The 11738-nt window shown below is 52.1% G+C and carries 13 protein-coding genes; 3 read left to right on the plus strand and 10 right to left on the minus strand.

Translation table 11 applies throughout. From position 1 onward, the window contains the following. Positions 1 to 412 precede the first annotated feature (412 nt). Positions 413 to 1096: a hypothetical protein gene (locus ACTBZS_RS10135; RefSeq protein ID WP_460431048.1), complete on the plus strand. Its 684-nt coding sequence runs from the start codon at positions 413 to 415 to the stop codon at positions 1094 to 1096. Between the two features lie 40 nt (positions 1097 to 1136). Here the strand turns inward: ACTBZS_RS10135 and prfA are convergent, their stop codons facing one another. The 6 genes from prfA to ACTBZS_RS10165 all read right to left on the minus strand — a co-directional run bounded on the left by prfA (position 1137) and on the right by ACTBZS_RS10165 (position 6235). Further along, the gene (gene prfA, locus ACTBZS_RS10140) at positions 1137 to 2216 is read right to left on the minus strand and encodes a peptide chain release factor 1 (protein WP_022654328.1); all 1080 of its coding nucleotides are present in this window, start codon (positions 2214 to 2216) and stop codon (positions 1137 to 1139) included. Positions 2217 to 2224: 8 nt separating this feature from the next. Further along, positions 2225 to 3475, minus strand: coding sequence for a glutamyl-tRNA reductase (gene hemA / locus ACTBZS_RS10145; RefSeq protein WP_463044037.1), 1251 nt, complete (start codon positions 3473 to 3475; stop codon positions 2225 to 2227). Positions 3476 to 3550: 75 nt separating this feature from the next. Beyond that, positions 3551 to 4153, minus strand: a complete 603-nt coding sequence (locus tag ACTBZS_RS10150; protein ID WP_460431050.1) for a BON domain-containing protein — start codon at positions 4151 to 4153, stop codon at positions 3551 to 3553. Positions 4154 to 4156: 3 nt separating this feature from the next. Further along, positions 4157 to 4747, minus strand: a complete 591-nt coding sequence (locus ACTBZS_RS10155; protein ID WP_460431051.1) for a phosphoheptose isomerase — start codon at positions 4745 to 4747, stop codon at positions 4157 to 4159. A 35-nt stretch (positions 4748 to 4782) separates the two neighbouring features. After that, on the minus strand, positions 4783 to 5136 hold the full coding sequence (locus tag ACTBZS_RS10160) for a YraN family protein (RefSeq protein ID WP_460431052.1): 354 nt from the start codon (positions 5134 to 5136) through the stop codon (positions 4783 to 4785). Then, positions 5099 to 6235 carry a penicillin-binding protein activator gene (locus tag ACTBZS_RS10165; RefSeq protein ID WP_463044038.1) on the minus strand — a complete coding sequence of 379 codons (1137 nt, stop codon included), beginning with the start codon at positions 6233 to 6235 and terminating at the stop codon, positions 5099 to 5101. Before ACTBZS_RS10165 ends, ACTBZS_RS10160 begins: the two co-directional genes overlap by 38 nt. On the opposite strand from ACTBZS_RS10165, the gene rsmI reads away from it, so the two are divergent. After that, entirely contained in the window at positions 6230 to 7138 is a 909-nt protein-coding gene (gene rsmI / locus ACTBZS_RS10170) for a 16S rRNA (cytidine(1402)-2'-O)-methyltransferase (RefSeq protein WP_460431054.1), read from the plus strand. The genes ACTBZS_RS10165 and rsmI overlap by 6 nt on opposite strands. Positions 7139 to 7173: 35 nt before the next feature. Continuing rightward, complete coding sequence (locus ACTBZS_RS10175) at positions 7174 to 7689, plus strand: hypothetical protein (protein WP_460431055.1); 516 nt, start codon at positions 7174 to 7176, stop codon at positions 7687 to 7689. Positions 7690 to 7840: 151 nt separating this feature from the next. Here ACTBZS_RS10175 and ACTBZS_RS10180 read toward each other — a convergent pair whose 3' ends face one another. The 4 genes from ACTBZS_RS10180 to ACTBZS_RS10195 form a co-directional block, all read right to left on the minus strand. Then, positions 7841 to 8716 (minus strand): hypothetical protein, encoded by an 876-nt coding sequence (locus tag ACTBZS_RS10180; RefSeq protein ID WP_463044039.1) that lies wholly within the window; start codon positions 8714 to 8716, stop codon positions 7841 to 7843. Between the two features lie 249 nt (positions 8717 to 8965). Then, positions 8966 to 9367: a hypothetical protein gene (locus ACTBZS_RS10185; RefSeq protein ID WP_463044040.1), complete on the minus strand. Its 402-nt coding sequence runs from the start codon at positions 9365 to 9367 to the stop codon at positions 8966 to 8968. Between the two features lie 144 nt (positions 9368 to 9511). After that, complete coding sequence (locus ACTBZS_RS10190) at positions 9512 to 11311, minus strand: putative bifunctional diguanylate cyclase/phosphodiesterase (RefSeq protein WP_460431057.1); 1800 nt, start codon at positions 11309 to 11311, stop codon at positions 9512 to 9514. A 22-nt stretch (positions 11312 to 11333) separates the two neighbouring features. Next, positions 11334 to 11738, minus strand: a 405-nt coding sequence (locus ACTBZS_RS10195; protein WP_463044041.1) for a response regulator, incomplete at its 5' end; no start/stop codon positions are given.

Here is an 11738-nt window from a genome sequence, read left to right on the forward strand (position 1 = left end):
TCATTTGCTCTAGGGATTGCAAAACAGTCATTACCGGTGTGTGTGTCAGCTGTGCCATGATGTGTTGCTCCTGCCAGTGTTCAAACAGATCGACCCAATAAGGGTAATCGGCGGTTGATCATAGCGGATGCTGTTAATCAAATCAGACAGTAATTCGGGTGATTGGGCAAAGAGACGTTTGAAGATGTAATCGTTCTTTGGGTCGAGCAACGGCAGCATGATGGGAGTGGGGCTGAGGGTAACAGCTGATTGTAGCTTGTGGACAATAAGCCGAATACACCGAACCGCCCTTGATTGGGTGGGGTGGTTTTGTTTGTGATTTGGGTGCTGTAGCCTTTGGCTATGGGTGACTGATCTAGAAATCCCCGCCCACTGTGGCAAAATACAGCACTCTCCCAAACCAACGATCCCCATGAAAATAGCGTTTTACATTGTTGGGTTAGCTGTATTTGCCCTACTCGTTCCCTTCTTCCTGCCCAGCACACCACCGGCCAGTACCGATCACCCCAACCAAAATCTACCGTGGCAAATCACCGTTGACGCCCAAGGCCACAGTACCGTATTCGGCCTAACACCAAGCCGCAGCACTCTGGCGGATGTCCGACAACAGCTCGGGGAGGATATGGAAATAGCGATTGTGGCTGCACCGGGCGAAGTGGGAGAGGTCGAAGCCTATTACAGCCAAGTCTCACTTGGTTTTGTCATGGGACGGGTGATTTTCACCCTCGATGCCACTCCAGCAACCATCACCGCAATGCGTGACCGTGCCTTAAAAGCGGAGCATATGGAAAGCAGTACCAAAAAAATCAGCCTGCATCCTGATGATCTTGCCAAAGCCAACGCACTCCCCATTCGCGCCATTGGTTTGATACCCAGCGCAAATTTAGATGAGGCAACGGTATTGCAGCGTTTTGGTGCGCCGAAAGAACGGATTACGGTTGGGGAAACTTTGACGCACTTTCTGTACCCAAATTTAGGGTTGGATGTTGTGCTCGACACCAAAGGCAAAGAGGTGTTGCAGTATGTTGCCCCCAAAGATTTTGAAACGCGCATCCGCGCGCCACTGTTGGCGACGCAAGCCAAACCGCAACCATAAAAAAAGCCAGCGATCCCTCGCTGGCTTTTTGCCTTGCGGCTTAGTCCTCACCCAAGGCTGCTAACAATTCCGCCTGATGTTCGGCGATAAGGGCGTGGGTCAGTTCGTCTAAATCACCATCCATCAAACTATCCAACTTATACAAGGTCAGGTTGATGCGGTGGTCTGTCATGCGGCCTTGAGGGTAGTTATACGTCCGAATGCGCTCGGAACGATCTCCCGATCCAATCAAGCTCTTGCGCTCGGCGGCTTCTTTGGCTTGTTGTTCACGGCGTTGAATGTCGTTAATCCGCGAAGCCAACACCGCCATTGCACGGGCTTTATTTTTGTGTTGCGAACGGTCGTCTTGGCATTCCACTACAATCCCTGTTGGCAAGTGGGTGATCCGCACGGCAGAGTCGGTTTTGTTGATATGTTGTCCACCGGCACCACTGGCACGGAAGGTATCAATGCGCAAGTCGGCAGGGTTGAGATTCACCGCTTCGAGTTCGTCGGCTTCTGGCATCACCGCCACTGTGCAGGCAGAGGTGTGAATACGGCCTTGAGTTTCTGTCGCTGGTACCCGCTGTACGCGATGACCACCGCTTTCAAACTTCAACCGCGAATAAGCGCCATACCCTTCAATGCGGGCAATAATTTCTTTAAATCCACCCAAATCCGATTCTGACGCCGACACAATCTCGACTTGCCACCGCTGCCGTTCGGCGTAGCGTGAATACATCCGGAAAAGGTCTGCAGCAAACAATGCCGCCTCATCGCCACCGGTGCCTGCGCGAATTTCCAAGAAGATATTTTTTTCATCATTGGGATCGCGTGGCAATAAAGCCTTTTGCAATTCAAGGTCGAGGGCTTCGATACGAGCTTGGGCGGCGTCGATTTCATCGCGGGCAAATTCCCGCATTTCAGGATCATTCAACCAGTCTTGTGCCGCAGTTAAATCGGCTTGGGCTTGCTTCCATTGGCGGTGGGTTTCCACCAGTGGGGTCAACTCGGCATGTTCACGAGTTAATTTGCGAAAACTGTCCATATCCGCTGTGGCGGCTTGCTCACTTAATAAGCAAGTGACTTCTTCTAAACGGTCGGCAAGTTGGTCCAGTTTTTGGGCAATAGAGGGTTTCATAAAATCGTTTAATCCGGATGAAGATCGTACAAACGCGAAATCAGACTGAGCATCTGTTCACGCGATTCGCCGCGTGCTTGGTTGAGGGCGGCAGTAGGAGGGTGGAGCAGTTTATTGGTCAGTTGTTGCGAAAAGGCTTCGAGCACAGCACGAGGATCTTCGCCACGGGCGAGGCGTTTTTCTGCGGCAGCGATGGCATGACGGCGCACCCGCTCGCCATGATCGCGCAAAGCCCGCACCACCGGCACCACTTCGCGCGCGGCCAGCCAATCTAAAAAAGCATGGGTATGTTCAACAATAATGGCTTCGGCTTGTTCTGCTGCTTGGCGGCGAGCATCGCGCCCTGCTTCGACAATCGAGGCCAAATCATCGACGGTGTATAAAAAAACATCGTCCAATTCGGCGACTTCGGCCTCGATATCGCGTGGCACCGCAAGATCTAACATAAAAATCGGTTTGTGACGGCGCACGCGCAACGCCCGTTCCACCATGCCCTTGCCCAAAATCGGGAGCTGGCTGGCGGTAGAAGTCACCACCACATCATATTGCGGCAGATGTTCGGGTAGATCGGACAAGGCAATGGCACTGCCCCCAAAGCGTTCGGCTAAGGCCAAGCCGCGTGCGACAGTGCGGTTTGCGACACACAAGGCCGCAGGGTGTTGTGCGGCATAATGCGTTGCCACCAATTCAATCATCTCACCAGCACCGATAAACAGGACTTTGACTTCTTGAATCGAGGGGAAAATCTGCTCGGCTAACCGCACTGCTGCCGCCGCCATCGATACCGAACTGGCACCTACCGCGGTTTGGCTGCGCACGGTTTTTGCGACCGAGAACGCATTTTGGAACAGATGATTGAGCAAAGTCCCGAGTGTGCCGGTGTTCTCTGCCATTCGCACTGCATCTTTTAGCTGACCTAGGATTTGCGTTTCGCCCAATACCATCGAGTCCAAACCACAGGCAACACGGTAGGCATGGCGCGCGCCAGCTTCGGCATCGAGCAGATAGAGATAAGGTTCGATTTCACTGCGCGGTAACTGATGATAATGCGCCAGCCAATTGAGGGCAGCGTCGATATCACGGCTATTGCAATAGATTTCGGTGCGATTGCAGGTAGAGAGAATGACCGCTTCTGTCGCTGTGTGCGTCGCGATCAAGCTTTCGAGGGCGTCCGGCACCGTGTCAGCAGGAAAAGCCAATTTTTCTCGCACCACTAAGGGCGCGGTTTGGTGATTAAGCCCAAGGGCAAGCAGATGCATGGAAGAGACAGCGCCAAAAAAAGGGAGCTATTTTAACTGGGATTGGCAGGCCATGAGCCTGCCGACGCGATGTGTTTAGGGCGACACCATACCCGTTTTTGGGTCGAGGTATTCAAATAATGTGTGGACTTTTAATACCCCTGCGGTTTCGCTGGCAATGCGGGCAGCGGTATTGCCTTCGGTTGGCGTGACCAATCCCAATAAAAACACTTCACCCCGTTCTGAGATCACTTTGACGTGATTCGGTGCAAATTCACGGTTTTCTAACATCCGTGTTTTGACTTTGGTGGTCAATGAGGTGTCATTGAGCCGATTGCCAAGGGTGGAAGGCGGCGCAATCACCAATTCGTTAAACACACGGCGAACGTTTGGCATCCCACGGGCAATCAGTTCAATCCGTGTTTTACTGGCCGCATCGGGTGCTTCACCAGTGAGCAAGACAGCACGGTTGAAACTGGTGACGTTGACATGGGCGTCCGGTTGTTCGGCACCAATTTGCTGGCCAATTTTTACTTCGAGTGTTTGATCATCGACATACGCACCGGAAGAACGACGATCTGATCCGACTAATAAAGCACTGCCAGCGGCTCCCCCAGCAATCAAGGGAACACAGCCGTGAAGAAAAGGGCTCAGGGTGGCAACGGTAGCGAGTACCACAATCGAACGCTGTATTGTCATCGTTTATTCCGCTCCTAACAGCATATAGTCAATGCAATCACACAAGGCATGAATCAACAAGATATGGACTTCTTGAATACGGGCAGTGCGTTGTGCCGGTACGCATAAATTGACGTCATCACCCTGCAGCAAATGTTGGATTTTGCCACCATCGCGACCTGTCAAAGCAATAACGGTCATTTGTCTTTCGTGGGCAGCATGAATTGCCTCAATCACATTGGCCGAATTGCCGCTGGTGGAAATGGCTAATAACACATCACCGCTTTGCCCAAGGGCACTGACTTGTTTAGAGAATACCAAGTCGAAATTATAGTCATTGCCAATGGCGGTGAGGGCGGAGGTATCGGTAGATAGCGACAAGGCGGCCAATCCGGGGCGTTCTTGTTCAAAACGGCCCACCATTTCTGCCGCAAAATGTTGAGCATCGGCAGCCGACCCCCCATTACCGCAGGCCAAAATTTTGCCTTCATTCATTAAACAAGCCAGCATCCGTTCTGCGGCGATGGCAACCTGTGGGGCTAAAATATCCATCGCCAATTGTTTCACGGCGATGCTTTCTACAAAGTGGGTTTGTACCCGTTCTGTCAGTTCCATATCTGTCCTACAGTCAAAAATGCGGCTATCTGCTGTTAAAAGAAAATATTTTGCAGCCAAATGGGGGCTTGTTGCCCTTGTATCAACACAGCATCAAAACGACAAGCGGGTGTGTGTGATAAGCGCTGTAAATAATATTGCGCGGTAAGCAAAAGTTTACGTTGTTTTGCCGGTGTGATGCTGGCCATTGCGCCACCATAACGCGCACTGCGCCGATAGCGCACCTCGACAAATACCAGCGTTTGATGATGCTGCATGATAAGGTCGATTTCCCCAAGCCGACAGCGCCAATTGCGAGCAATCAGCACCAAGCCTGCCGCTTGGAGATAAGCCAAGGCCAGATCTTCTGCCTCATTCCCGCGTTGTTGTGGTGTCGGTTGTGCTGTCATCACTTTGCGCGGGCGGTGTGGTGGCGGTTAAGGTGTGCAAGGGCAAAGTACGCTGTAACTGTTGTTCACTGTTCAGTTGTAACTCGCCGGTGACACCAGCAAAGGCTGGGTGTAGCGGTTGGCCTTGTGCCAGTCGCAATGCCACCCGCCATGCGTCGATGCCCAGCGCGTATAACCGCTCTGTGCCATAGGTCAGATGCTCTTTGGGGCGTGGATAGCGTTGCACCACTGGCAAATCGGGCTGGGTAAGCCACGGCATATCAACCACTTGGATGCCTGCAAAATGGCTTGGCCGTTGGTTGTCGTGTAGCTGTGAAGTGGCATAACGCGAGCTGCCTTCGCCGAGGGTGGGAAGTTCTAACGCGGTTTGTTTATCTACCGCTAACACCACGCTGTCGTAGTCGCTCGGTGTTTGAGTCAGCGGCAAGGCAGACAGGGTGACACGCTGTGCCCGTTGCTTTTGCCATGCTTGACTGAAGGCTTGGGCGCTGCGTTGACCGAGTGGGCTGCCATCGCGCACCACCAGCGGTTTTTGTTTCCCTTGTTTGATGAGATGAAATACCAACGCTTGTGCTTCACCCTCCACCGCTAAATTCAGCGAATATAAGGTGCGCGGCAGGGCTTTTCCCTCGATGGTGTTCAGGGCAAGCGTTGGAATGGGGATGGATTGTTTCAACAATTGTTGAATATGAGGCCGTGCCAATGGGCCAATCACCACCTTGGCACCGTCTTGTAGGGCGCGTTGATATTGCGCCACAACATTATGTTCGTCGGTGTCGTAGCGTATCCACTGTGCGCTGCCATCACGTTCTGCTGCCGCTTGAATGCCATCCAAAATCACTTTTGCTGCTTCGGCCAACGGGCTGGCTTGGACGGGCAATAAAATAGCAATTTTAGGCTGGCTCAAATCGGGCTCTGGCAGGGTGACTGCTTTGTGATGAGCCATCGGCAGGCTGGTGGCAGTGATCGGCAGCAGCGGTGCTGCATTCAGTTTGGTGATATAGTCTGCCGCCGCACGGGGCTGTGCTAGTGCCCCTGTGTGCCATCCTAAACCTAGGGCCAGCCCAATGAGGCTGATGATTGGAGCTCGTCTGTGCATTCGCCGCTCTTTCAATTATTTACTGACGCGCAAGCATCGCTGCAAGGCAGCACATTATATGTGGTGGCCACCCCAATTGGGAATTTGACTGATATTGGCGTTCGCGCTTTGGCGGTTTTGGCTGCGGCGGATGTGGTCTGTGCCGAAGATACCCGCGTGACGGGGCAGTTGTTGCGGGCGTATGGGATTCATGTGCCCAGCTTAATCAGTGTGCGTGAACATAATGAACGCGAACAATGCCAACGCATTCTGCAATGGCTACAGGAGGGAAAAAAGGTCGTATTGGTGTCGGATGCTGGCACGCCGGCTATTTCCGACCCCGGTGCCAGAGTGGTCCAAAGTTGCCATGAAGCCGGTCTAACCGTCTGTCCGATTCCGGGCCCCTCGGCATTGACGACGGCGGTGGCTGGCGCAGGGTTACAGGCGGCTCAGGTATTGTTTTACGGTTTTCTGCCACCTAAAACGGTGGCACGACAAAAGCTGTTGCAAGGCTGGCAGCAAGTTGATTATGCCGTGGTGTTGTACGAAGCACCGCATCGGATTGTCGATTGTTTGCAAGATATTGTGACGGTGTTGGGTGAACAACGGCTGTTGGTGTTGGGGCGAGAGTTGACCAAAACCTTCGAAACCTTGCGCCGTTTACCTGCGGCAGAACTGTTAGCGTGGGTGCAAGCCGACAGCAACCAACAGCGGGGAGAATGTGTGCTGATCATTGAACAAGCCCCGCCCCGCGCTCAGGCTGAGGATGGGCTGACGGTTGAACAGCAACAGCTATTACAAACCTTGTTGCGTGCCGTACCGACCAAACAAGCTGCACAATTGGCAACAGAACTGACCGGTGTAAAACGCAAACTGTTTTACGACTATGCGCTGCAGTTGAAAGCGCAAGATGATGTTGAGTGATGATTTAATCCTGATGAATTAAAGACTGTGTTGTGATGAGCCTTGCCCTAGAACGAATTACTACCCAATACATCGAAGCCGAAGACCGCATTCGGTTGTCTGGTTCAACCCGTGATGGCCATAGCCAAGTATTGTGGTTAACCCAGCGCCTGTTATCACGGTTGTTGCCACGCCTATTAGATGCCCTGCAACCGAGTGCCCCTGCCACGCGCTTAGCCAGTCAACCACCCCAAGATGAATGGCAAAGCTGGTTGCAAGCGGCGGCACGCGACAGCCTCCAACAACAGGCACCCGTCCCCACCGATAATGCACAGGCTGTATGGCTGGTTCATGCCATCAATTTGTCGTTATCGAGCGAGGCGGTGCGGGTGGCTTTTTGTGATGAAACGGGGCAAGAGCGTGCTGAATTGACGATGAATCCAACGGTGTTGCGGCAGTGGTTGTCGATTGTGTATGAAGGTTGGCGCAAGGCAGAATGGCCAGCCACATTGTGGCCAGCGTGGATTCGCCCTGATGTCAGTCCAGCGGTGGATAAATCGTTATGGCACTAGGTCGTTTTCAGGCATTTAAACGTCTAGGCAAGGATGGGAACCGAACCGCCGTGAATGGCTGTTTTGTTATAGGGTGTTGTTCGTATACCGCTTCATTCGTTTGGTAGGGACAAGGCTAGTGCTTACCCTACCTGACTTTAATAATGATGGGTTAGTCACGATTGTGTGGATGAAGCATGAACGCGACTTTGGAACCTGTTTCGTGAGCGAAAAACCCCTTATCGTTCACAAGAAGAGAAAATTCCGGTGGACTTGCGGGCGTACGTCCACGTTCGGCGATTTTGTCCAAGAACATTTGGAGGTTCTCGCGCACATGATCTTCCAACGAGCGAACTATCCTCCTGTACTTGTCGGATTGCATGGTAGCCCTTACCGAAGTGCCTGCCGTTGAATACCCACCGCCCATCGGTGCGTAGACAACGCCAGGCTCGACCTCCACCATTGTTTGGACGCCCGCTTTGCGTAGCTTTGCGATATCTTGATTTGAAACCGAACGCGCGAGGCCATGCACCCCATTTAGCTTGAAGTCTGCAATCGCGGCGGGCCAGTTTCGATGCAGGATTTTGATTAGCTCCTGTTCAGTCCATGCGCCGTGGGGAAATACATTAATGCAATAGACATCGTCAGGCATCACGAAAGCAAAGAGCAACGGCCCTGTACGATCAATAAAGCCAGAAGCTTCAACCGTTTGACCAAGATGGAAGTGATGAATGCCCCAGTCATTCAGCAAGGGATCGTCGTAGTTGACGTCAAGAAGTGACTTGCTGAGGTGAGGCGTTAAGTCGTCACCAGCGGTCAGCTTTGCTTTGAGGGATTGATATCCATTGCTATGGTTGGCTGGGCATTGGAATTCGGATGATTCGTGGACATTTCGAGGGCGCGCCTGAAGCCTGCGGCGCCGCACGTTGAAAAATTTGTATGAAATGGAATCGATTGGTTCCGACGAGGCGACCTGATACCCCTGATCGGCTATGTCAGCAAGCATGTAAGCCTTCCAGTCGGCAGAGAAGTCAATAGTTAAGGTCATGGCAGAGTTGATCGTGGTTAACGTGAAATACACACATTTACAGTTGTATATTTGGTTCATGTGTGTGCATAACACAAAATGCTAAGAGCCTAGTAGGGTGGGCACTGCTTTGTGCCCGCCACCTCATTCGCTAGACTGAATCTGCTTTACACAACACCGAACCGCCTCGCCCTTCATTGGGTGGGGCGTTTTTTTGGGATGTGATTGGTCATGGGTTTAGTGGGCAAAAACTCTGTTTACCCTACCAATCTAACCCTCGAAAATATCCTCTAACCGCTGCGCCTGCGTTAACGACACTCCCCATTGCTGCAACTGCTCCGGCGTCGCTGCCCGTAACCGCGACAACACCCAATCTGGCAACGGCTGACCAAACCGCGCCTCGATCAACGTTCGGAGGAGGGTTTGCATGGCCTGTATGCCTTTTTCCAGACCTTTCTGCATGCCTTGTTGAAGGCCTTGTTGAAGGCCTTTCTCCATGCCTTTTTGCATACCTTCTTCTAAACCCTCTTCCCGAGCAGTGATGATGTCGGTGTTGTAATCCCACACTGCCCGTTCTCGCGCCAATGCCCGTAACCGTTCTTCCTTGGTTTGGCTGAGAGTTTCTAAAGAGCGTAGTGCAGTCACCACTGGGGTATGTGTCAGCTGTGCCATGATGTGTTGCTCCTGCCAGTGTTCAAACAGATCGACCCAATTCTTTAATGCCGTTGGGGCCAGTTGTATGAAAGCTAGCGCAAGGCAGAATGGCTAGCCACATTGTGGCCGGCCTGATGTCAGCCCAGCAGTGTTGTCTATACCTTAGGTTTCAACTAAGCGCAGGGCGTGTTGTTGTAGATGCTCAAAAAACGCATCGCGAGGCAGAGGACGGCTAAATAAGTAGCCTTGGCCAATATCACACGCCAGCTGATTTAATACCTCCAAATCACTCTGATGTTCGATACCTTCGGCGACGACTGTTAGACCGAGCTCACGACCCAACGCCAAAATCGAACGCACAATAGCGCACGCATCGGGGCTGTCAGACATGCCATGAATAAAGGCACGGTCAATTTTGATGGTGTTGACCGTCAACTTTTGCAGATAAGCCAAGCTCGAATACCCAGTGCCAAAGTCATCCACAGCCAATGTCACCCCCAATTCCCGTAGCTGTTGCAATTCACGCAAAGCATAATCGACATCTTGCATGATGGCGCTCTCGGTGATTTCGAGTTCGAGTTGGGTTGCAGGGAAACGGCTGTCTTGCAAAATTGAGGCGACTTCTTCTGCCAAAGAACGGCCATTGGCGCGCGCCAGATCGAGTTGGCGGGCAGAGACATTGACCGCGATATTCAGCGATTGGCCACAAGCAATTTCCCACGCGTGGGCATCGTCAATCGCACGGCGAATTGCCCATAAACCGATGGCATCAATCATGCCGGTTTCTTCCGCCAAGCTCACAAACTGCCCCGGTGGGACTAAACCACGCTCAGGATGTCGCCAACGCAATAGCGCCTCTGCCCCCACAATACAACCGTGGCGCAAATCGACCTTGGGTTGATAAAACAGTTCGAGTTCATCGCGTTCAAGGGCATGACGTAATTCAGACTCTAAACTTTGCCGTTCGGCGACAAAAGCCTCTTGTTTGGGCTGGTAATTTTGGCAGGTAAAACGACTACCCGTGGGGCAGAAAGACAAGGCCAATGCAGCGCGGCGCAATAGGGTTGCGGATAAATTCCCATCCTCTGGAAGACGCACACTGCCCGCCCGCGCAATCAATAACAACTCATAATTGCGGATATACAGTGGCCGACACAGCACATCCTCCAGCCAGTGTAACTGTTGGCATACCATCTCCGGCAACACCACAATAAACTCGGCCCCGCCCCAATACGCCACAAAGCCATCACGCAGCTCAACCACATCTTGTAACCGCAAACCAAGCTCGCGCAAAATGCGTTCGCCAAAGTCATACCCTTCCAACGCATCAAGGCGGCGGTGACCTTCTAAAGACAGCAGAAAGAGACGATACGGAGGACAATCGGGGGTGGTGAGTAAGGTGTCTAAGTGATCAATAAAGGCGGTGCGGTTGGGGAGGGCGGTGACTGGATCGTGGCTGGCCATATACGCCAAACGCCGTTTGCGTTCCAATAACTGTCCAGTGCGTTCCACCACCAATTCTTCTAAGCGGGTATTTTGTCGTTGTCGCTCTCGATACAGTGCGCGGACTTCGAGCTGGTTGTGAATTCTTAATAAAACTTCGTAGGGCTCAAAGGGCTTGGTGACAAAGTCTCGGGCGCCATATTCTAGGGCTTTCAGCCGCGTTTCATTGTCGTTTTGCGCCGTCAGTACCAATACCGGTAAATAGTCTTCTTCGCCTTGGTGTTGCTGTAACAATTGCATTACACCATAGCCATCTAAGTACGGCATTCTGATATCAAGCAAGATCAAATCGAACGCCTGTCTTTGATGACGTGGCAAAACTTGTCGTGGGTCGCTTTCACTTTCCACTCGATCATAGCCAGCATCTTCTAATATCGCCTCTAACAAAGCGATATTGGCTAGGTTGTCATCAACAATCAGAATCCGCGAGTGGAGATAGGGTTGGCGTAGTTGGGACATAGTCGATTCAATCGGTTAATGTTCAGCCACCGGCAATGGGGTTGTGGTTGAGTAATTGGTTAATCGTGGCTAAGAGATGTGGAATATCAACCGGTTTGGTCAAATAAGCACTAAATGGGCTGTATGACTTTTTATGTTGGAACATGGCATTGGCTGTCAGTGCCACCAAAGGAATACGCCGTAACTGAGGATCGTTTTTACAGTGTTCTGCTGCTTCTTGTCCACTCATTTTAGGTAGATTCAAGTCTATCAGCATCAAATCGGGTTGTCTGATGCGTGCCAACGCCAATCCCGACTCCGCATCCACTGCGCTAATCAACTGCCAATCGGCTTGTTCGTGGAACACTTCTTCTAACAAAGCCAAATTCGCTGGATTGTCTTCGATATACAGAATGGTTTGTGCTTTGGCGGTGGCGGCGGTGGGATA

The sequence above is a fragment of the Aquaspirillum sp. genome (assembly GCF_055136605.1).

What these genes read in the sequence shown, in the direction of transcription:
- ACTBZS_RS10135 (WP_460431048.1), top strand. Translation starts at nt 413, where the DNA reads ATGAAAATAGCGTTTTACATTGTTGGGTTAGCTGTATTTGCCCTACTC.
- prfA (WP_022654328.1), bottom strand. Translation starts at nt 2,216, where the DNA reads ATGAAACCCTCTATTGCCCAAAAACTGGACCAACTTGCCGACCGTTTA.
- hemA (WP_463044037.1), bottom strand. Translation starts at nt 3,475, where the DNA reads ATGCATCTGCTTGCCCTTGGGCTTAATCACCAAACCGCGCCCTTAGTG.
- ACTBZS_RS10150 (WP_460431050.1), bottom strand. Translation starts at nt 4,153, where the DNA reads ATGACAATACAGCGTTCGATTGTGGTACTCGCTACCGTTGCCACCCTG.
- ACTBZS_RS10155 (WP_460431051.1), bottom strand. Translation starts at nt 4,747, where the DNA reads ATGGAACTGACAGAACGGGTACAAACCCACTTTGTAGAAAGCATCGCC.
- ACTBZS_RS10160 (WP_460431052.1), bottom strand. Translation starts at nt 5,136, where the DNA reads ATGACAGCACAACCGACACCACAACAACGCGGGAATGAGGCAGAAGAT.
- ACTBZS_RS10165 (WP_463044038.1), bottom strand. Translation starts at nt 6,235, where the DNA reads ATGCACAGACGAGCTCCAATCATCAGCCTCATTGGGCTGGCCCTAGGT.
- ACTBZS_RS10175 (WP_460431055.1), top strand. Translation starts at nt 7,174, where the DNA reads ATGAGCCTTGCCCTAGAACGAATTACTACCCAATACATCGAAGCCGAA.
- ACTBZS_RS10180 (WP_463044039.1), bottom strand. Translation starts at nt 8,716, where the DNA reads ATGACCTTAACTATTGACTTCTCTGCCGACTGGAAGGCTTACATGCTT.
- ACTBZS_RS10185 (WP_463044040.1), bottom strand. Translation starts at nt 9,367, where the DNA reads ATGGCACAGCTGACACATACCCCAGTGGTGACTGCACTACGCTCTTTA.
- ACTBZS_RS10190 (WP_460431057.1), bottom strand. Translation starts at nt 11,311, where the DNA reads ATGTCCCAACTACGCCAACCCTATCTCCACTCGCGGATTCTGATTGTT.